Origin of the sequence: Micromonospora sp. NPDC049645, assembly GCF_040675155.1 — a bacterium.
Taxonomy (GTDB): domain Bacteria; phylum Actinomycetota; class Actinomycetes; order Mycobacteriales; family Micromonosporaceae; genus Micromonospora.
The window spans coordinates 584,465-604,085 of record NZ_JBFAOI010000001.1; the positions used below are offsets into that span (position 1 = coordinate 584,465).

The following is a 19,621-nucleotide window of genomic DNA, read 5'->3' on the forward strand; positions in this document are numbered from 1 at the left end:
CCCAGCCGGCGTCAGGCGCCGAGGACGTGGGTCAGGTGGGGGTTGGTGAAGACGCGGTCGGGGTCGAGCCGGTCGCGGACGGCCCGGAAGTCCGCGAAGCGGGGGTATGCCGTGGCCAGCGAGGCGGCGTCGCGGTAGTGCAGCTTGCCCCAGTGCGGGCGACCGCCCAGCCCGGCGGCCACCGCCTCGAAGGCCCGGAAGTACGGCTCGTACGGCATGCCGACGTACTGGTGCACGGCGATGTAGGCGTTGTCCCGGCCGTAGCCGTGCGACAGCCAGATGTCGTCGGCGGCGGTGAATCGCACCTCCACCGGAAAGAGCACCTTGAACGGCAAGCCGTCCACGATCCGCTGGAGCGCGGCGAGCGCCTCGGGCAACGCCTCGCGCGGCAGGCCGTACTCCATCTCCACGAAGCGGACCCGGCGCGGGGTGCAGAAGACCCGGTCGGAGCGGCCGGTGTACTGGCGTTCGGTGAGGGCGCGGGCCGAGACGGCGCTGATTCCCGGGGCCAGCGCGGGCACGACCCGGCCGAGCCGGCAGGCGCCGGCGAAGACCCGGTTGGACAGGAAGTCGTCGTCCAGCCAGCCACGCCAGCGCGACAGCGGCCGGTCGTTGGCGGGTACCCGGTCGTTGGCCTTGACCTGGACCCGGGACGTGTACGGGAACCAGTAGAACTCGACGTGGTCGTGCCGGCCGATCAGCTCCGGCAGTTCGCCGAGCACGTCGGCCAGTTCGGCCGGGCGTTCGTGGGCGCGCAGGACGAAGGCGTCCACGCAGCGCAGCGTCACCTCGACCAGGACGCCGAGCGCGCCGAGTGACACCCGGGCGGCGGCCAGGACGTCGGGATGCTCGTCGGCGGAGCAGCGCAGCACCTCGCCGGAGCCGGTGACCAGGGTGACCGCCTCGACGAAGGTGGACAGGCACCCGTAACCGGCCCCGGTGCCGTGGGTGCCGGTGGAGATCGCCCCGGCGACGGTCTGCGCGTCGATGTCACCGAGGTTGGGCAGCGCGAGGCCGTGCCGGGCGAGCAGGCCGTTGAGCGCGTGCAGGGTCATTCCGGCGGGCACGGTGACGAGCCGTTGTGTGACGTCCACGCTGACCGGGGTGTCCAGGTCGGAGAGGTCCATCCGACGGTCGTCGGCGAGCGCGACGGCGGTGAACGAGTGGCCGCTGCCGGTCACCCGGATCCGACCGCCGTCGGCCGCGGCCGATCGGACGGCTTCCGCGACCTCGGTCGGCGAGCCGGGGCGCAGGATCGCGGTGGCACTGCCACGCTGGTTGCCGGCCCAGTTGGACCATGGAGCGGTGAGCGGTGCGGTGCCGACCATGCGCACTCCTCATTCATGAATATGAACTGACTTCATATCAGGAACGTTCTACCTGGTAAATACCGCAATTGCGATCCGCTCGTTGTACCGGTAGTCACGGACTCGTGACGTGGAGATATGTTCATCCGTCGAAGGGGGGTGGCGCAGAGTGTCCACACCAGCCGCCACGACCGGGCCGCTGCGCCGCGTACCGGTGCAAGGTCGAAGTGTCGCGCGGGTACAGCGCATGTTGGATGCCTGCGCCGAACTCGTCGACGAGGTGGGGTACGAGGGGTTGACCACGACCCTGCTCGCCGAGCGTGCCGAGGTGGCGATCGGGTCGGTCTACCAGTTCTTCCCGGACAAGCGGGCGATCGTGCAGGCGTTGACCCTGCGGACCATGGAGTCCTACCTCCAGCGCCTCGACGAGCGATTCGCCTCCGACGAGATGACCCACTGGTGGGACGGCGTCGACGCGGGGATCGACGAGTACATCACGATGCACCGCACCGTTCCCGGCTTCCGTACCCTGCACTTCGGCGACGTGGTCGACCTGCACCTGCTCGACGAACAGCGGGACAACAACGGCGTGATCGCCGATCAGTTGGCCCGGGTGCTCACCGAGCGTTTCGGGCTCACCGACGTACCCAAGCTGCGCTTCGTGCTGGAGATCGCGGTCGAGGCGGCGGACGCGCTGATCAAGCTCGCCTTCCGGCGGAAGCCCGAGGGCGACGAGCGGGTGCTGCTGGAGGCGAAGGCGCTGATCCGCGAGTACCTGCACCGCCAGGTCGACGGCCCGGACAACGGCCGGCCCACCGCCGGAAAGCAGGCCGGGGCGGCCCAGCCCGCCTGAGTCGGCGCGGGGCGCGGGCCTCAGAGAAAGGCCTGCCCCTCACCCCGGTAGGTGGGCACGGTCGCCACCACCGCGTCCCCCTCGACCAGGTGCAGCTCGTTGACCCGTTCACACAGCTCACCGGCCTTGGCGTGGCGGAACCACACCCGGTCGCCGACGCGCAGGCCGGCCGCCGCGGCCCCGGACAGCGGAGTCTGCACCTCGCCGGCGCCCTCGGTGCCGACCAGCTTCAGCCCCGCCGGTAGCCACGGCCGGGGCAGTCGACTGTCGGCGGCCGGGCCGGAGGCGATCCAACCACCGCCGAGCACCGTCGCCAGCTCCGGCGTCGGTCGGCGGACCACCGCGCAGGCGAAGAACGCCGCCGGGGTGGGCCGCCAGGCGCGGTACGCGTCGAACAGCGTCGGCCCGTACAGGCCCGATCCCGCGGTGACCTCGGTGACCGCGGGATCGGCGCTGGTCGCGGCCACGCTGCCGGTGCCGCCGCCGTTGACGAACTCCAGGTCGGCGTGCTCGCGCACCGCGGCGACCGCCGCGCCACGGCGGGCCAGCAACTCGCGGTACGACCCGCGCTGGGCCAGTCTGATCGCGCCGGCCAGCAGCGTCTGCCCCGGCGGCGCGTCGCCCAGGCCGGCGATCTGCGCCTCGTACGACATCAGCCCGACCAGCCGGAATCCCGGCCGACCGGCGACGGCGGCGGCGAGCGCGCCGGCCGCCCGAACGCTGTGCACCGGTGAGCGGCGGACACCGACGTGCACCCCGCGCAGCGGTCGCCAGGAGGCGTCCAGATCCAGGCAGAGCCGTAGCTCGGCGCGCTGACCCGGGGGCGTGACGGCGTCGACGAGGTCGAGTTGGCCGGTGCCGTCGATCATCAGGGTGATCGCGGCGGCGAGCGTCGGGTCCGCGCCCAACTCGGCGAGCGCGGCCCGGTCCGCGCTCGGGTACGCGACCAGCACGTCGTCGCTCACGCCGACGCGGACCAGCCAGATCGCCTCGGGCAAGGTGAACGCCATCACGCCCTGCCAGCCGGGCCGCGCGAGGGCTCGGCTGATCAACTCTCGGCTGCGGACCGATTTGCTGGCGAGGCGGACCGGCTTTCCGGCGGCGCGATCGGCCAGGGCGGCCGAATTGGCGTCGAAGGCGGTGAGGTCGACCACCGCGTACGGGGGTTCGAGGTGGGCGGTCGCCCGATCCAGACGTTCGCGAAGTTTGTCGCTTTCGATGGCCACGTATGCACGCTAACTGTCTGACGAAGAATGCGAAATACCCTCGCGTACGTCCGGGCTGCGGCTGGTGCCGTCGGCGGCCTAGGCTCGGCGAGCAGGAGAATGTCGCCCGGGGGGTGGCCCCCCACCGGGTCTAGAGTGTTGCACCGGAGGTGCCCAGCGATGGGCCGGCACGTGGAGGTACGGCCATCGAAAGCCAGAACAGCGGCGAGTCGTCCGGCGTGTCGCGCCCGGGTGACCAGTCCCACGCCCCGGGGAGCACCGGCGCCGCCGCAGACTCCGCGAGCGCTGCGAACCAGACCGGCAAGCAGGTGGATCCGTCCGGCTATGCCGCGATCCGTTCCGTCCTGCGCATCCGTCCGTTCCGCCGGCTCTGGATCGTGCTCGGCGCGGCCTCCTTCGGTGACTGGCTCGGCCTGCTGGCCACCGCACTCTTCGCCGCCTCGCAGGTGCAGGGCAGCACCGCCCAGGGCGCCGCGTTCGGCGGGGTGACCGCGATCCGGCTGCTACCCGCGCTGGTGCTCGGCCCGGTGGCGGGCGTCTTCGCCGACCGGTTCGACCGACGCTGGACGATGGTCATCTGTGACCTGCTGCGCTTCGTGCTGTTCGCCTCCATTCCGCTCTACGCCCTCAGCGGCGCCGCGGGTGGCCTGGTGGTCGGCTGGGCGCTGATCGCCACCTTCCTGATCGAGTCGCTCACCCTGCTGTGGATCCCGGCCAAGGAGGCCGCGGTCCCCAACCTGATCCCGCGCGCCCGGCTGGAGGCGGCCAACCAGCTCACCCTGATCACCACGTACGGCCTCACCCCGGTCGCCGCCGCCATCGGCCTTGCCGTGCTCGATCGAGGCGTTCGAGGTGCCGTCGGCGGCGACCTGCCCTCCTGGGCCGAGCCGGCCCAGCTCGCGCTCTGGTTCAACGCCCTCTCCCGGCTCGCCACCGCGCTGGTGGTGGCGTTCGGGATCAAGGAGATCAGCGAGGCGCAGCGCGGTGAGGCCGAGCGTGCCGAGCAGAGCATGTTCCGGCAGTTCTCCGAGGGCTGGAAGTACATCGGCCAGACCCCGCTCGTCCGTGGCCTGGTGCTGGGCATCTTCGGCGCGTTCGCCGGCGGCGGCATCGTGGTCGGCACGGCCAAGTTCTTCGCCAACTCGCTGGGCGCCGGTGACGCCGCGTTCTCGCTGCTCTTCGGCGCGATCTTCGTCGGCCTGGCGCTCGGCATCGGGCTCGGCCCGATGATCGTCAAGGAGATGTCCCGGCGCCGTTGGTTCGGCATGAGCATCGTGCTGGCCAGCGCCGCCGTGATGACCCTCGCCTTCGCCATCCACCTGTCCATGGCGATCGTCGGCGCGGTGCTCGTCGGCGCCGGCGCCGGGATGGCCTTCCTGGCCGGCACCACGCTGCTGGGCGGCGAGGTGGCCGACGAGGTGCGCGGGCGGGTCTTCGCGGTGGTGCAGATCGGCACCCGGCTGGTGCTGATCCTGGCCATCGGGCTGAGTAGCGTCCTGGTCGGTGTCGGCGGTTCCCGCAAGCTCACCATCGCCGACCTCGGCATCTCCGTCTCCTCCACCCGACTGCTGCTGCTCGCCGCCGGTGCCGCCGGCATCTTCGCCGGAATCAGCGCGTTCGGTCAGATGGACGACAAGAAGGGCGTCCCCGTCCTGGCCGACCTCTGGGGCTCGATCCGGGGTCGTCCGCTGATGCCCTCCGAGCCGTTCGTCTCCGCCGGGCTGTTCGTGGTCTTCGAGGGTGGCGAGGGCGCCGGCAAGTCCACCCAGCTCACCGCGCTCGCCGAGCGGCTGCGCGGCCAGGGTCACGACGTCGTGGTCACCCGCGAGCCGGGGGCCACCGGCGTGGGTCGGCGGATCCGGTCGCTGGTGCTGGACACCTCCGGCGACGACGCGCCCTCCCCCCGGGCCGAGGCGTTGCTCTACGCCGCCGACCGGGCGCACCACGTGGCCACCGTGGTCCGGCCCGCACTGGTCCGGGGCGGTGTGGTGATCAGCGACCGGTACGTCGACTCGTCGCTGGCGTACCAGGGTGCCGGCCGTACGCTGCCCGTCGACGAGGTCTCCTGGCTCTCCTCCTGGGCCACCGGTGGGCTCAAGCCCGACCTGGTGGTGCTGCTCGACGTCGAGCCGCGTACCGGCCTGTCCCGGGTGACCTCGCGCAACACCGGCACCGACCGGCTGGAGGCCGAGTCGGTCGCCTTCCACGAGCGCGTCCGGTACGCGTTCCTCGACCTCGCCGCCGCCGACCCGAAGCGCTACCTGGTGCTCGACGCGTCCCGGCCGGTCGACGAGATCACCCGTCTGGTGGCCCGGCGGGTCGAGGAGATGCTCGGCAAGCCGGGCGGGATCGTGCACCCCCGGCCGGCGCAGGGTCCGGACACCTCGGTGCAGCCTGAGTTATCCGACGCGGAGCTGGTGACGATGGAGCACAAGACCTGATGTCGGACGTCTTCGCCGACCTGGTCGGTCAGGACGAGGCGGTGGTCGAGCTGCGCCGGGCCGCCGCCGCAGCCGCCGCCGTGCTGCGTGCCGGCGCGACCGACCGGGCATCCGCGCTGGTCGCCGCCGGCCCGACCGACGGTGCCCGGTCCGCGTCCGCCGGTGGAACCGATCCGTCGGCCGGGATGACGCACGCGTGGATCTTCACCGGGCCACCCGGTTCCGGCCGCTCGGTCGCCGCCCGGGCGTTCGCCGCCGCGCTCCAGTGCGTGCACGGCACCGGCTGCGGTGCCTGCCCCGGCTGCCACACCACGATGGGCGGCACCCACGCCGACGTGCGGATGGTGGTGCCGGAAGGGCTCTCCATCGGCGTCGGCGAGATGCGCGCGCTGGTGCTCCGCGCGGCCAGCACCCCGTCCGGCGGCCGCTGGCAGGTGGTGATCATCGAGGACGCCGACCGGCTCACCGAGGCCGCCGGCAACGCGCTGCTCAAGGCGATCGAGGAGCCCCCGCCGCGGACGGTCTTCCTGCTCTGCGCCCCGTCCACCCACCCGGACGACATCTCGGTGACCATCCGGTCGCGCTGTCGGGTCGTACCCCTGCGGCAGCCGCCGGCCACCGCGGTGGCCGAGGTGCTGGTTCGACGGGACGGCATCGCGCCCGACGTGGCCCAGTGGGCGGCGGCGGCCGCGCAGGGCCACGTGGGTCGGGCCCGCCGGCTGGCCCGCGACCCGGAGGCCCGCAAGCGGCGCGAGGCGGTGCTCGCGGTACCCCGTCGGTTGACCGGTGTCGGCGCGGCGTTCGACGCGGCGTCCGCGCTGATCGAGGCCGCCGAGGCGGAGGCCGAGGCGTCGGTCACCGAGGCCGACACTTCCGAGCGGGCGGCGTTGGAGACGGCGCTCGGCGCGGGCGGCACCGGTCGGGGCGCGGCCGGCGCGATGCGGGGCGCCGCCGGGCAGCTCAAGGAGTTGGAGAAGCGGCAGAAGTCCCGGGCCACCCGGGCCCAGCGGGACGCACTGGACCGGGCGCTGGTCGACCTGGCGGGCTTCTACCGGGACGCGCTCACCATGGCGCTGCGCGCGCCCGTCGCCCCGGTGCACACCGACACGGCCGCGCTGGCCGGCGCCGGCGCCCAGAAGTGGGACGCCGAGGGATCGCTGCGCCGGTTGGAGGCCGTGCTCGCCTGCCGCGCGGCGATCGAGGCGAACGTCAAGCCGCGGATCGCGGTCGAGGCGATGATGCTCGCCCTCTGGAAGGGCTGACCCGCGGCTTCCGGCCGTTGTCCACAGGCATCGACAGGCCCGATTCCGGTGCGGTACGGTCCGGTGTGCCGTGGTGACGGTGACAGCACACTGAGTGAGGAATCACCCGGGAGGAGTCGGCCGATGCCGCGGGGGGAGATCGACGAAGCCTGGATCGAGGAGGCGGTGCGCCGCTACCGCCGGATCGAGTCCCTCCAGGCCGAGTTCGACCAGGCGGTGTCGACCGTCGAGGTGACCGTCCGTTCGCCGGACGGCCTGGTCGAGGTGGTGGTCACCGCCGGGGGGCGGATCACCGACGTCCGGTTCCTCGGGCCGCTGCACAGCCGCAGCCCGCGAGACGTGGCGGGTTCCGTGCAGGCCGCGGTCACCGCGGCCGCCGACGCCGCCGAGTGGGCCCGGGAAAAGCTGCACAACGAGACGTTCGCCGCCTACCGACCGCTCGCGGGGGCCTGAGATGGACACACTGCGCGCGCTCTCCGCCCGACTGGACGAGGCGAGCGCCACGCTCACCGTCGTGTCGCACACGGTCACCGCCAGCGACCCGGCCCAGGCCGCGTTCGGCGCCGACGCGCCGGGCCGTCCGGGCGAGATCGGTCGGGCGCTGCACCGGCAGTGGACCACCGCCACCGACGATCGGGCCCGGGAGGCCCGCGCCGCCGCCGGTCGACTGGCCGCCGCCGCGGCGGCGGTCCGGGAGGCCGCCGACCGTTACGCCGAGGTCGACCGGGCAGCCCGCCGCCGGCTCACCGGGGAGCCGTGATGGACGCCCTGGACCGGCTCGCCGAGCCCGGCCTCGACCTGCTCCGCCGGGTGGACACGCTGATCGCGGCCGGCGTCCCGGAGGGGCACCGGGTCTGGCCGTTGCTGCGCCGCATGCAGGTGCTGCCGGGCGACGCGGTCCGCAGCTTCCTCGACCTGCACCCCGTGCCGCTCGCCAGTGCCGGGCACGCGGTGCGCCGGCTGGTCCGGGGGTACGACGACGTCTCCGCCGCGCTCACCGACACGGTGCTCTGGTCCGGTCCGGCCGCCACGGCGTACGGGCAACAGCGGGCAGCGCTGCTGCGCCACCTCGACGAGGGGCCGGACAGCCTGGTCGGGCGACTCGAATCCACCGCGGGTTACGCGGACGCCCTCGCCGACTGGGTGGAGGGCAGCCGTCTCGCCCTGGCCCGCACCTTGGCCGACGTGCTCCGCTCGGCCGAGGCGGTCGCCGTGGTCGCCGCCACCGCCACCGCCGCGTCGACACGCCCCGGGCCGATCGGGCCCGGTGTGGCCGACGCGGCCGAGATCGCCGCACGGGTGCTGGCGGTGCTCTGCGTCGCGTACGACGGCGCCGAGACGCTCCTGCGTCAGTGGGCGCCGAGCCTGGCCGAGACCGCGTGGCGTCCGCCAGCGGACGGGCGACCCCGCTACGACCAGCCCACCCGCGTCGGCTGGTAGCCGGGTCTCGGTCGTCCCGGCCTCGGCAGCTGTGCCGGACAGACCACGGCGTCGCTCGCGGGCGTCCGACCTGAGCCGGCGCCCACGGCGACGCCGTGGTCTTCCCCCTGCACCCCCCGCAGGTCTGCCTCCACTCAACGCCGCCGAGGCACCTCTTGTCTCCTGCCCGGACCCGGATTCAACCGTCCGGGCGAGGAGCAACGGCACGACGGGACGCCCGGCAATGGGTCAAGTCGACGGTCATGGATGGCAGCGGGGCGTAGCCCGCCGGTGCGCTCTGCGCGGTGGCCCGTCGTAGGGTGGGGGGATGGGCATGCTCTGCGCGGTCAGTTTCAACCGGTACGGGCGCCTCTACTACCTCGACCCGGGTGAGTTGCGTCCGCAGGTGGGCGACCGGGTGCTGGTGCCCACCGACGACGGGCCCGAGGTAGCGGAGTGCGTGTGGGCGGCGCAGTGGGTGACCGAGGACACCGACGGCTTCCCCCGCCTGGTGGGGCTGGCCGGTGACGACGACCTACGCCGCGACGAGGCGTTGCGCCGGCGCAAGGCCGAGGCGAAGGTGGCCGCGAAACGGCTGATCCGCTCGCACGGCCTGCCGATGAAGGTGGTGGCCGTCGATCATGTGCTCGGCTCCGCCGAGAGCGGCGGTGAGCGCAGCACCGTGTACTTCACCGCCCCGCACCGGGTGGATTTCCGCTCTCTGGTCCGCGACCTGGGCGCGACCCTGCACTGCCGGGTGGAGCTGCGGCAGCTCTCCGCACGCGACTCGGCCCGGGTGCAGGGCGGCATCGGCTCGTGCGGTCGGGACCTGTGCTGCGCCACGTTCCTCACCGACTTCGAGCCGGTGACCATCCGGATGGCGAAGGACCAGGACCTGCCGCTCAACCCGCTGCGCATCTCCGGCGCGTGCGGCCGGTTGATGTGCTGCCTGAAGTACGAGCACCCGCTCTACCAGCGTTTCCAGGAGACCGCCCCGGCGGTCGGCAGCCGGGTCTCCACTCCCGAGGGTGACGGCCGGGTCGTCGGCCATAGTGTCCCGAGGGACGCGGTGACGGTCCGCCTGGACGCGGACGGCTCCCGCTGCTCCTGCTCCCGCGCCTCCGTCTGCGCCCCCCGCCAAGCCCACGACCAGCACTACACCCCCTAACCCCCGCCCGCGCCCCCGCCCGCCCCCGCCCGCGCCCCCGCCCGCCCCCGCCCGCCCCCGCCCGCCCCCGCCCGCCCCCGCCCGCCCCCGCCCGTCCCCGCCCGTCCCCGCCCGTCCCCGCCCGCCCAGCCGCGTTGATCAAGAGGTTTGCGTCAGGAATCAGGCCCGACATGACGCAAATTTCTTGATCAACGCGGCTGGTGGTGGGTGGGTGGATGGATGGGTGGATGGTGGGCGGTGGGCGGGGTTTAGTGGAGGGCTGTGGGGGGTTCGGTCAGGTGGGGGGTTAACGGGGTCTTGGGGGTCAGCCAACTGGTGGTGGGGGACTGGTCGGGGTTCACCTGCCAGTCGCGGGCTACCCGGTCCACTCCGATCGGGTAGATGGTCAACGTGCCGTCCGGGTCGATGCGCAGCCGCAGGAACGACTTGGAGTCCTCGATGCCCTGGCCGGCGAACAACTCGTTGACGTTCACCCCGAACGAGCCCGCCACCAGCAGATAGGCCGCCACCAGCTGACTCGCGACCAGGCCGATCACCGGGCCGTACAACACCGCCGCCGCGGCTGCCGGAAGTGGCCACGGCCAGTCGTAGAACGGCAGCGCCAACCACGCCCAGGTGCCGGCCGCCCCCAGGGCCACCTGGGCCACGCCGTGGCCGACGCCGAGGATCCAGTGCCGTGCGTGGCGTTTTCCGCTCGCGCTCGGCGGCTTGGCGAAGAGGGCCGCCGCCACCACCGTCACCAGCACCATCACCACCAGCGGGACGCTGAACAGCCGCTGGTCGGTGCTGTCGGCCCAGTTCGCCGTCGCGCCGGCCATGGCCAGCATCAGCAGGGTGTGCAGCGTGCCGAGCAGTGTGGTGAAGCCGGGATTGCGCAACGGCAGCCGGGGGAAGATGCCCCAGCCGTAGCGGCGGGACCGGGCGGCGTCCGGGTAGCGGGACACCAACTCGTACGGCTGGGCGGCGCTGGCCTTGCGGGCCAGCGTGTCCCGTGGCGGCACCTCGATGCGCTCCGGCAACTTGTGGGTGGGGTAGAGATACGCGCCGCCGCCGCCGCAGGTGATGAGTTGCCGGTCCGGCCCGGAGTAGCGGGCGTAGTGGTGCAGGTCGCCGGAGAGCAGTAGCCGCACCCGCGCCCCGGTCGGGTCGATGATCGTACGGATGAAGTAGTCGATCGAGTCGTACGCCGTGGGGTTGTCGGCGGCCTTGACCCAGGTCGGCGCCGGCGCGGCGATGATCACCTTCGACTCCGGCCCGAGCCGCCGGGCCACCTCGTCGAAGTAGGCCAGCTGCGGGTCGTCGAGGTACGAGCCGGACTGGTCGTCCACGCCGAGCAACCACCAGCCGGCCGGCAGCTCCACCGCGAAGTACGACCGGGACTGCCCGGTGCCCCAGCCGGCGAAGTTCCGGTCCCGGGAGCGGACGAACAACCGCAGGAACGCGGTGAGACCGTCGTACCAGTCGTGGTTGCCCGGCACCGCGAAGAGAGTGGGTTTCTCGGGCGGTGCCACCGGCAGGGCGGCCTGGTACGGGCCCTTGCACCGGTCCTCGTACGCGGCATAGGCCGCCGACGGGTACACCTGGTCGCCGCCCATGACCAGGGTCTGCGCCCGGGGCAGTCGGTGCCCGTCCACGGTCAGCTCGGGCTGCGCCAGCAGGTACGCCACCGAGTAGGTGGCGTTGAAACCGTCACCCAGGTCGGCCACGTAGTCGAGCCACAGCCCGCCGTCCGGCCCGACCTGGTGGAAGATGTCGTCGCCGAACGCGTTCTGCAACTCACGCTTGTCGAGGTACGCCCCGAAGAGCACCGCGAGTAGCGTGCGGATGCCCGTGCTGATCAGCAGGAACGGCGCCAGCCACGGCACCGGCTTGCGCGGGGTGAACCCCAACTCCAGGGGGTCGGTGCTGCGCGGCCGATGGGCGGCGCGTTCACCGCCCGGCGGGCGGTCAGGACGCTCCGGCTGGGGGAAATCGTCGCGTTCGTCGCTCACCCGCCGCAGCGTAGTCCCGGACCCGATCATTCGCTGTCCGGTAAGCGTCCAGATGGCGGCCGATGTCCGGTTGGTGCGGGCCGGCCCGGCGGGGGTATCCCGTTCGGTCGGTGCGGCCGGGGTGCCGTACACTTGCTGATCGTTGCCGCCTTAGCTCAGTCGGCTAGAGCGACGCACTCGTAATGCGTAGGTCGACGGTTCGATTCCGTCAGGCGGCTCCACGGAAAGGCCCAGGTCACGTCGGTGACCTGGGCCTTTCGCATGCCGCCGAGCCGGTTACGGGCGTTTGGTCGCGGACAGCGCCGCCGCCACCCGGGACGCCTCGCGTCGGCCCTGCTCCCGGGCGGCGGCGACGAGCGCGGGCACGACGGATCTGTCCATCACGCTGGTGCCCTGCGCCCGCGTGGACGCCGCGTCTCGCAGTAGCAGCTCCACCCGCCGACCAGCTCCCAGTGCTGCTCGCTGCTTGCCGATGCGCGCCCACGGTCCGATCGCGGCGGTGCTCGGGGCGAGGGCGATCACCGGGCCGTCGCCGGGGGCGAGGTCGAGGTTGAGGGTCGAGCGCATCCCTCCGTCCATGTAGCGGTGGCCCTCGATGGCGACCGGAGCGGCGGAGATCGGCATGGCGCAGCTCGCGGCCACGGCGTCCACGAGGGGTACGTCGTCGTGCCGGGTGATGAGGCGGCTGGCGCCCGACGCGGTGTCGACGACGACGATGCGCAGGTCGGCTTCCGTCCAGCTGTGGTCGGGCAGTCTCGCCTCGGCGATCCGGCGGTGTCGGGACGGGTCGTCGATGTGCGCGGCGAGAGCGAGCCGACCGAGGCGGCGGGCGGCCTGCTCCGGGGTGCGGGCGAACAGTTGTGCCCGCGCGAGCCGGAGGAGGTCGAGGAAGCCGAGTGCGGCGGAGGTCTCGTGGGCGACGCCTTCGCGCTGGCGTTCGAAGAGTTCCGTCAGTGGCGTGCCGCTGCTGATCTGCGCGGCGACGACGGCTCCGGCGCTGGTGCCGACGAGGACCGCCTCCGGGGTCACGGTAACTCCCTCGTCCGCGAGCCCGGTGAGGATGCCCGTCTCCCAGGCGATGCCGGCCACCCCTCCGCCGCCGAGCACCCAGACGGGCCGCGTGTCGTCGGTCATCGGTCCCCCGCTCGAATCGAGTTACTGCTAACAGCGTTCGCAGTTGCACGCTAGCAGGGGTACCGAAAGTTGACAACGGTGCCGCTCAGGGCTCCCGTCGCCCGAGGATGATCCCGCCGAGCCGGCTCTCCGGCGAGCTGACGGTCTTCTGCGACTCGACGGTGAAGCCGTTCTCGCGCAGCCAGGTCGCCACCTGCGCTGGCTGACGACGATGGACGTGCACGTTCATCGGAAGGCCGCCGTAACCGTCCGTCTTGAGGGTCGTCTCGTCGCCCACGTGGAAGCCGAGCAGCAGCGGGCCACCGGGACGCACCACCCGTCGGAAGTGCGCGAACACCGTCCCGATCCGGTCGTCGGGGACGTGGATGAGGGAATACCAGGCGACCAGGCCGGCGAGCGAGGCATCGTCGAGATCGAGGTCGATCATCGAGCCGATCTCGAACCTCAGCTCGGGGTTGTCACGGCGGGCGACCGCGATCATCCCGGGCGACAAATCGATCCCGAAGGCGTCGATGCCGAGGGTGTGCAGGTACGCGGTGATGCGCCCCGTTCCGCAGCCCACATCCGCGACCGGCCCGCCACCGGCACCCAGCACGGCATCAGCGAACGACGCCAGCGCGGCTCGTTCGTGGGGTGACTCCGCCAGCAGGTCGCGGACCAGGCGCGCGTAACTGACCGCCACCGTGTCGTACGAGGTGCGAGTCTCTGACAACCAATCATCCACGGTCACGGATCCCACGCTAATCCAGCGGCACCGACACCCGACCATTCCGGCGCTCCATTCTGGAGCGGGCGGAGCCCGGAAACCGTCGGTGGTGGTGGTTACGGTCCGACGGTGACCGTGACCACCGACACCCCTCAGACGATGCCCACCCCCGCCGAGGAGGCCCGACTGTGGGCGCTGATCGAGGCGGCCTGGGCCGAGTTGGGCCCGGAGCCCCTGGCGCTGCGCCAGGCCCTCGTCGAGCGCGACCCCGCCGCCGACGACGGCGACGATGACGATGACGGCCCGGCCCACGCCATCGACGCCTGGCTGGACGCGTTCCTGGACCGTCTCGGGCACCTCACCGCCGAGCTGACCGGGCAGGAGCTGACAAATCTCGACCGGGTGGTCGAGCGCAAGCTGCACGACATCGACCGGGAGGACATCCACCAGGTGACCGACGGGTCGGACGACGGCTTCCTCTACTGCCGGGGTTTCATCGTCGCCCTGGGCCGGGCGTACTACGAGGCGGTTCGTGCCGATCCCGCGATGGCGCTGCTGGACGCCGACTGCGAGGGCATGTGCTACTTCTTCGCGCATCTGCACAACGACCGGTTCGGTTCGTGGCCGGAGACCGGCTCCGGGATCTCCCGGGAGTCGTTCGGCAACCCGGCCGGTTGGTCGGCCTGACCGCCGGGGCCGCCGACCACCCGGGCGACGGCAGCTACCCCACCGCCGCCGGGTCGAGGTCGATCAGCCGGCGGTAGGGGTTTCCCCACCGCCAAGATCATGGGTCGCCGTGTGTTTCGGCAACGCCGTCTCGACCAGGCTTTCACCATGCGAAACAGCGGTATGAACGCACCGGCCCGCAGGCCGGTCGTCGAGGTGCTCGACGTCACGAAGACCTATCCCGGCGGAGGCGGTGCGCGGGCGTTGGACGGCGTGTCGGTCGCCTTCGAGGCTGGTTCGTTCTGCGCGGTGATGGGCCCGTCGGGCTCGGGCAAGTCGACGCTCCTGCACTGCGCGGCGGGCCTGGATCGGCCGGACAGCGGCCGGGTGCTCCTCGCCGGCCAGGACATCGGCGGGCTGCGTGAGCCGCAGCTCACCCAGGCGCGGCGGCGGCGGGTCGGGTTCGTCTTCCAGTCGTACAACCTGATGGACGCGCTGTCGGTCTGGCACAACATCCTGCTGCCGCAGCGGCTGGCCGGGGTACGCCCGGACCGGGACTGGGCGCGGGAGGTGATGCGCCGCGTCGGGCTCACCGGACGGGAGAACGACCGGCCCGGCCAACTGTCCGGTGGGCAGCGGCAGCGCGTCGCGCTCGCCCGCGCTCTGGCCAGCCGGCCGGAGGTCATCTTCGCCGACGAGCCGACCGGGGCGCTGGACCTGTCGACCGGTCGTGAGGTGCTCGGGCTGCTGCGCGAGGCGGTGGACAGCACCGGCACGACGATCATCATGGTGACGCACGACCCGTCCGCCGCCGCGTGGGCCGACCGCGCGGTGTTCCTCGCCGACGGGCGGATCGTCACGGAACTCGCCGACCCGACCGCCGAGAAGGTCGCGGCGCAGATGATGGCGGTGACCGTCCGATGATCCGGCTCGCTCTCGGCACTCTTCGCCAACACCGCGGCGCGTACGCCGGCACGTTCTTCGCCGCGCTGCTGGCCGTGGCCCTGCTCGCCGGCGGCGGGCTGCTGCTCGCCTCCGTGCTCACCGCGAAGCCGCCGGCCGACCGGTTCGCGGCGGCGACGCTCGTCGTGTCCGGCGACCGCGCCGTCACCCTGGAGAAGGTCACCACCAAGGAGAAGAAGGACAAGGTCAAGGTCAAGCGCAAGGTCAAGTCCGAGCGGCTCACCGGCGCCGGCTCGCTGCCAGCGGACCTTGCCGGCCGGTTGGGTGACCTGCCGGGCGTGGCGACGGCGGTCGCGGACGTCGCCTTCCCGGTCCAGGCGGGTACGTCGGACGGCCGTCCGCTGCGCGGCGCCGACAACGCGCCAGTGATCGGGCACGGATGGGCCTCGGCGCCGCTGACCCCGTACGTGCTGCGCACCGGCGAGGCACCCGGCCCGGGTCAGGTCGTCGTCGACGCCGACCTCGCCAACCGCTCGGGTGCCACGGTCGGCGGACGTCTCGTCGTCACCACGAAGACCGGCGTCCGCAGCATGACGGTGTCCGGCATCGCCGCACCGGTCGGCCGGGACGGTCTGCCCGCTCAGGGTGCGCTGTTCGTCGCCGATGCTGAGGTGGCGTCGGTGTCGGGTCTGCCCGGCCCGACCGCGGTGGCCGTCCTGGCCACCCCCGGCACCGACCCGGTCGCCCTGCGCGCCGCCGTCGAGAAGGCCGCCGGGAAGGCTCCCGTGCTGACCGGCGCGGACCGGGTCCGGGCCGACCTGCCCGGCGCCCTGCCGGACTACATCGGTCCGATCTCGATGTTCGGCTTCGTCATCGGCATCACGGCGTTCTCAGCTGTCTTCGTCCTCACCGGCACGGTCACGCTCGGCGTACGCCAGCGTCTGCGCGAACTGGCCCTGCTGCGCGCCTCCGGCGCGACCCCCGGTCAACTGCGCCGCCTGCTCGGCGTGGAGAGCGTCCTGCTCGCCGGGTTCGCCGCGCTGCCCGGCGCGCCGTTGGGTGTGCTGTTCGCCCACCTGGTGGCCGCCCGGTTCCGGGACCTGGGCGCGGTGCCGGCCCAGTTCGTCGTGCGGACCAACGTGATCGTGCTCATCGCCGCCGCCGTGGCGGGAATGCTGGTGACCTTCGTCGGCGCACGGATCGCCGGCCGTCGAGCGGTGCGGATCGCCCCGACGCAGGCACTCGCCGAGACCGCGAACGCGCCGACCGGTGGTCTCGTCGTACGGGCCGTCCTCGCGGTGGTGACCGCCGCGGGCGCGGTCGCCCTGCTCATCTTCGTCCCGCTCGACGGGCCACTCGGGATGGGCATGAGCTTCGTCTCGTCCGCCCTGTTGCTGTGCACGGTCGCTGCTCTCGGCCCGCTGCTGATCCGGGTGTTGACGACGCCGGTGTCCCGCCTCGTGGGCCTCGGCGGGGCGACCGGCTGGCTGGCCGGCCTGGTCACCCGAGCCGAGCCGCGGCGGGTCGCGGCGGTCGCCGTCCCACTCGTGCTCATGTTCGCGATCAATGCCACCATGCTGCTCAACAGCGCCCTGATCGACGACCTGACGGCGCAGGAGCAGGTGGACCGGACGGCGTCCGCGACGGCGCAGGTGACCGCGCAGGGCGGTCTTCCACTCGGCACCGTGGAAAAGCTCGCCGCCCTCGACGGGGTGACCGGCGCGGCGGCGACGCTGCCGACCCGGGCCATCGTCGAGCAGGGCGGCAAGCCCGAGGACTTCGCCACGCAGGGTCTGCTGGTGGCCGGCGACGAGAGCGCGCTCGACCTCGACCTGCGCGCCGGAACGCTGCCGGGCACCGGGGCGTTCGCCGCCAGTGAGTACATCACCGACCAGTACGGTTGGCGGTTGGGCGACGACGTGCCGATCTGGCTCGCCGACGGTCAGCAGGTCCACCTGCGCCTCGCCGGGGTGTACGCCCGAGCCCGAGGTTTCGGTGACCTTGCGCTCCCCGCCGACCTGGTGGCGGCACACGATCCGCGCGGACTGGTCAGCACGGTCGGGCTGCGCTACCACGGCGACGTGCCGGACCAGATCGCCGCCTCGTGGCCTGAGCTGCGGCTGACCCCCACGCTCGGAGCGGCACCCGCCCGGGACGCACAGAACCAGCAGGGTGCCTGGGAACTCATGGTGGTCATCTCGCTCGGCTTCACGGCGATCGCGGTCGTCAACACCTTCGCCATCGCCACCGCCGCGCGTCGCCGCGAGTTCGCCGGCCTGCGGCTGGTCGGGGCGACGACCGGGCAACTGCACCGTCTCGTCGGCCGCGAAGCGTTGATCACGGTCAGCGCCGGGTTGGCGCTGGGCATCCTGGTCACCGCGATCGTGGTGGGTGCGTTCAGCACCGCGCAGGACGGCACGCCACGGGTGTTCGTCGACGCCGGCACCTACGCGGCGATGCTCGGCGGTGTCGCGGCACTGGGGCTGGTCGCGGGCGTCGTACCGGCCCGAGTCCTGTTGGGGCGGCGCAGCCTGCCGGCCCTGGGCGACGGACGTTGACCGTGCCTCCCACCGGATCGCCGCTCGGACCCGTCCTCCGTACCGTCGGGGGCCGGGTCCGGCCGGCGACCATCGGCTGGTGCCGGCGCACCGCGGGTACGATCCCCGTGATGATCCGCACAACGGCGTCAGCGCTGGGGTACCTGGTCAGCAGCCTCGTCGCCGGTCTGGTCGGCCTTGCCTGGGTCCTGGCGTCCACCCTCGGTGTCGGCCTGCTGGCGATCACGCAGCTCGGTGGGCCGGCGTTCCTCGGTGCCGCCTGGGTGACCCGGCGCCTCGCGGACGTGGAGCGGCGCAGGGCTCGTTGGGTGCTCGGTGCCGCGATCGCCACGCCGTACCTGTCGACCGACGGCGGCACCGTCCGGCAGCGGATCGGCGCGGTCGCGGCGCAACCGGCCACCTGGAGAGACCTGGCCTGGCTGGTCGTGCTGTTCCCGCTGGGCCTGGCCGGCGGAATCGCGGCCACGGTGGTCACCGTCGTCCATCTCGCCGCCGTCGTGGCGCCCCTGTGGGCGTGGGCGGTGCCGAACCCGCACGCGCCGTTTCCGATGCGTCCGCTCATGACGACCGTGCCGGGCCGGTTCGGCCTGACCGTTCTCGGCGTGCTGCTGCTGCCGGTCACCGCGTGGCTGCTGCGAACCGCGGGGCAGGCCCAGGCTCTCCTGGCCCGGGCCCTGCTGGCTCCGGGCGCGCATCGGCACCTGGTCGAGGAGGCCGCCCGCCTCGCGCAGACCCGCCGTCGGGTCGTCGACGCCCAGGCGGCGGAGCTGCGCCGGATCGAGCGGGACCTGCACGACGGCGCGCAGGCGCGGATCGTGGCTGCCGGCATGACGCTGGCGTTGGCCGCCCGCAAGCTGCGCACCGGTGCCGCCGCCGCGTCCGACGTCGAACTCGCCCGCCGGCAGCTCGACGACGCCCTCGCCGAGCTGCGTCGGCTGGTACGCGGCATCCATCCGCCGATCCTCACCGATCGAGGGCTGCACGCGGCCGTTGCCGCCCTGGCCGGCGACAGCCCGCTCGCCGTCGAGATTCGGGGCGATCCGGACGACCGTTACCCGGCGGCGGTCGAGTCGGCGGCCTACTTCGTCATCGCGGAGGGTCTCGCCAATGCGGGCAAGCACGCCGACGCCCGGACCTGCGTCGTCAGTCTCACCCGCCGGGCCGGCACGGTCATCGTCACACTGACCGACGACGGGCAGGGCGGCGCCGACCCGTCCGGTTCCGGGCTCGACGGCCTGCGTCGCCGGGTCGAGGCGCTCGACGGCCGGCTCACCATCACCAGTCCACCCGGCGGTCCCACCGTCCTGTCCGCGGAGCTACCCCACTGATGCGTATCGTGATCGCCGAGGACCTGCTGCTGCTCCGGGACGGCATGGTGCGGCTGCTGACCGACACCGGCCACACCGTCGTCGCCGCCGTCGACACCGCACCCGCCCTGCTGGCGGCCGTCGCCGAACACCGACCCGACCTGTCCATCGTCGACGTGCGCCTGCCACCGGGCTTCCGCGACGAGGGACTCCGCGCCGCGCTGACGCTGCGGGCCGGCGACCCGGACACCAGGGTGCTCATCGTCTCCCAGTACGTCGAACGGGCGTACGCCGTGGAACTGCTCGCCGACGGCCGGGGTGGGGTGGGTTACCTCCTCAAGGACCGGGTGACCGCCCTCGACGACTTCCTCGACGCGGTGGAGCGGGTCGCCAACGGTGGGACCGCGTTGGACCCGGAGGTGGTGCGGCAGCTGTTCACCCGCAACAGCCGCAACCACGGGGTCGACGGGCTCACCGCCCGGGAACAGGAGGTGCTCGGCCTCATGGCGCAGGGCCTGTCGAACGCGGCGATCTGCGCGGCGCTCGTGCTCGCGCCGGTGTCGGTGGAGAAGCACATCACCAACATCTTCGCCAAGCTCGACCTGCCTCCGGCCGAGGACGCCAACCGGCGGGTGCGTGCCGTTCTCGCCTACCTCAACCACTGACGTGCCTGGATGAGG

At 72.8% G+C, this 19,621-nt stretch carries 17 protein-coding genes and 1 tRNA gene; 13 read left to right on the top strand and 5 right to left on the bottom strand.

Annotation, left to right across the window (positions count from 1 at the left end):
• Positions 1 to 11: 11 nt before the first annotated feature.
• Positions 12 to 1,328, bottom strand: coding sequence for a D-arabinono-1,4-lactone oxidase (locus AB0J33_RS02805; RefSeq protein WP_363609135.1), 1,317 nt, complete (start codon positions 1,326 to 1,328; stop codon positions 12 to 14).
• 226 nt (positions 1,329 to 1,554) lie between these two features.
• Here AB0J33_RS02805 and AB0J33_RS02810 point away from each other — a divergent pair, with 226 nt between their 5' ends.
• Entirely contained in the window at positions 1,555 to 2,160 is a 606-nt protein-coding gene (locus AB0J33_RS02810; RefSeq protein ID WP_363609137.1) for a TetR family transcriptional regulator, read from the top strand.
• Between the two features lie 20 nt (positions 2,161 to 2,180).
• On the opposite strand, the gene AB0J33_RS02815 is transcribed toward AB0J33_RS02810, so the two are convergent.
• Positions 2,181 to 3,386 (bottom strand): amino acid deaminase/aldolase, encoded by a 1,206-nt coding sequence (locus AB0J33_RS02815; RefSeq protein ID WP_363609139.1) that lies wholly within the window; start codon positions 3,384 to 3,386, stop codon positions 2,181 to 2,183.
• Between the two features lie 350 nt (positions 3,387 to 3,736).
• Here AB0J33_RS02815 and tmk point away from each other — a divergent pair, with 350 nt between their 5' ends.
• The 6 genes from tmk to ricT all read left to right on the top strand — a co-directional run bounded on the left by tmk (position 3,737) and on the right by ricT (position 9,676).
• The gene (gene tmk, locus AB0J33_RS02820; RefSeq protein ID WP_363610196.1) at positions 3,737 to 5,827 is read left to right on the top strand and encodes a dTMP kinase; all 2,091 of its coding nucleotides are present in this window, start codon (positions 3,737 to 3,739) and stop codon (positions 5,825 to 5,827) included.
• A complete protein-coding gene (locus AB0J33_RS02825; RefSeq protein WP_363609141.1) occupies positions 5,827 to 7,089 on the top strand; it encodes a DNA polymerase III subunit delta' in 1,263 nt (420 codons plus the stop codon). Before tmk ends, AB0J33_RS02825 begins: the two co-directional genes overlap by 1 nt.
• Before the next feature lie 123 nt (positions 7,090 to 7,212).
• A complete protein-coding gene (locus AB0J33_RS02830; RefSeq protein WP_053659404.1) occupies positions 7,213 to 7,542 on the top strand; it encodes a YbaB/EbfC family nucleoid-associated protein in 330 nt (109 codons plus the stop codon).
• 1 nt (position 7,543) lies between these two features.
• Positions 7,544 to 7,849, top strand: a complete 306-nt coding sequence (locus tag AB0J33_RS02835) for a type VII secretion target (protein ID WP_112725261.1) — start codon at positions 7,544 to 7,546, stop codon at positions 7,847 to 7,849.
• Positions 7,849 to 8,529, top strand: coding sequence for a hypothetical protein (locus AB0J33_RS02840; RefSeq protein WP_363609144.1), 681 nt, complete (start codon positions 7,849 to 7,851; stop codon positions 8,527 to 8,529). The genes AB0J33_RS02835 and AB0J33_RS02840 overlap by 1 nt, the downstream gene beginning before the upstream one ends.
• A 307-nt stretch (positions 8,530 to 8,836) precedes the next feature.
• Positions 8,837 to 9,676: a regulatory iron-sulfur-containing complex subunit RicT gene (gene ricT, locus AB0J33_RS02845; protein ID WP_363609146.1), complete on the top strand. Its 840-nt coding sequence runs from the start codon at positions 8,837 to 8,839 to the stop codon at positions 9,674 to 9,676.
• A 248-nt stretch (positions 9,677 to 9,924) separates the two neighbouring features.
• Here the strand turns inward: ricT and AB0J33_RS02850 are convergent, their stop codons facing one another.
• Positions 9,925 to 11,667, bottom strand: a complete 1,743-nt coding sequence (locus AB0J33_RS02850; RefSeq protein ID WP_363609148.1) for a metallophosphoesterase — start codon at positions 11,665 to 11,667, stop codon at positions 9,925 to 9,927.
• Between the two features lie 144 nt (positions 11,668 to 11,811).
• On the opposite strand from AB0J33_RS02850, the gene AB0J33_RS02855 reads away from it, so the two are divergent.
• Positions 11,812 to 11,888 (top strand) — tRNA-Thr (locus AB0J33_RS02855).
• 55 nt (positions 11,889 to 11,943) lie between these two features.
• On the opposite strand, the gene AB0J33_RS02860 is transcribed toward AB0J33_RS02855, so the two are convergent.
• Both AB0J33_RS02860 and AB0J33_RS02865 read right to left on the bottom strand, forming a co-directional pair.
• On the bottom strand, positions 11,944 to 12,801 hold the full coding sequence (locus AB0J33_RS02860; protein ID WP_363609150.1) for a patatin-like phospholipase family protein: 858 nt from the start codon (positions 12,799 to 12,801) through the stop codon (positions 11,944 to 11,946).
• Positions 12,802 to 12,886: 85 nt separating this feature from the next.
• Positions 12,887 to 13,570: a class I SAM-dependent methyltransferase gene (locus AB0J33_RS02865; protein ID WP_363609152.1), complete on the bottom strand. Its 684-nt coding sequence runs from the start codon at positions 13,568 to 13,570 to the stop codon at positions 12,887 to 12,889.
• Between the two features lie 66 nt (positions 13,571 to 13,636).
• Here AB0J33_RS02865 and AB0J33_RS02870 point away from each other — a divergent pair, with 66 nt between their 5' ends.
• From AB0J33_RS02870 to AB0J33_RS02890, 5 genes are all read left to right on the top strand, one after another.
• Positions 13,637 to 14,194, top strand: coding sequence for a DUF4240 domain-containing protein (locus AB0J33_RS02870; RefSeq protein WP_363609154.1), 558 nt, complete (start codon positions 13,637 to 13,639; stop codon positions 14,192 to 14,194).
• 147 nt (positions 14,195 to 14,341) lie between these two features.
• On the top strand, positions 14,342 to 15,097 hold the full coding sequence (locus tag AB0J33_RS02875; protein ID WP_363609156.1) for an ABC transporter ATP-binding protein: 756 nt from the start codon (positions 14,342 to 14,344) through the stop codon (positions 15,095 to 15,097).
• Positions 15,094 to 17,634, top strand: coding sequence for an ABC transporter permease (locus tag AB0J33_RS02880; RefSeq protein WP_363609158.1), 2,541 nt, complete (start codon positions 15,094 to 15,096; stop codon positions 17,632 to 17,634). The genes AB0J33_RS02875 and AB0J33_RS02880 overlap by 4 nt, the downstream gene beginning before the upstream one ends.
• A 110-nt stretch (positions 17,635 to 17,744) precedes the next feature.
• Positions 17,745 to 18,962, top strand: coding sequence for a sensor histidine kinase (locus AB0J33_RS02885; RefSeq protein ID WP_363609160.1), 1,218 nt, complete (start codon positions 17,745 to 17,747; stop codon positions 18,960 to 18,962).
• Complete coding sequence (locus tag AB0J33_RS02890) at positions 18,962 to 19,606, top strand: response regulator transcription factor (protein WP_363609162.1); 645 nt, start codon at positions 18,962 to 18,964, stop codon at positions 19,604 to 19,606. Before AB0J33_RS02885 ends, AB0J33_RS02890 begins: the two co-directional genes overlap by 1 nt.
• Positions 19,607 to 19,621 lie beyond the last annotated feature (15 nt).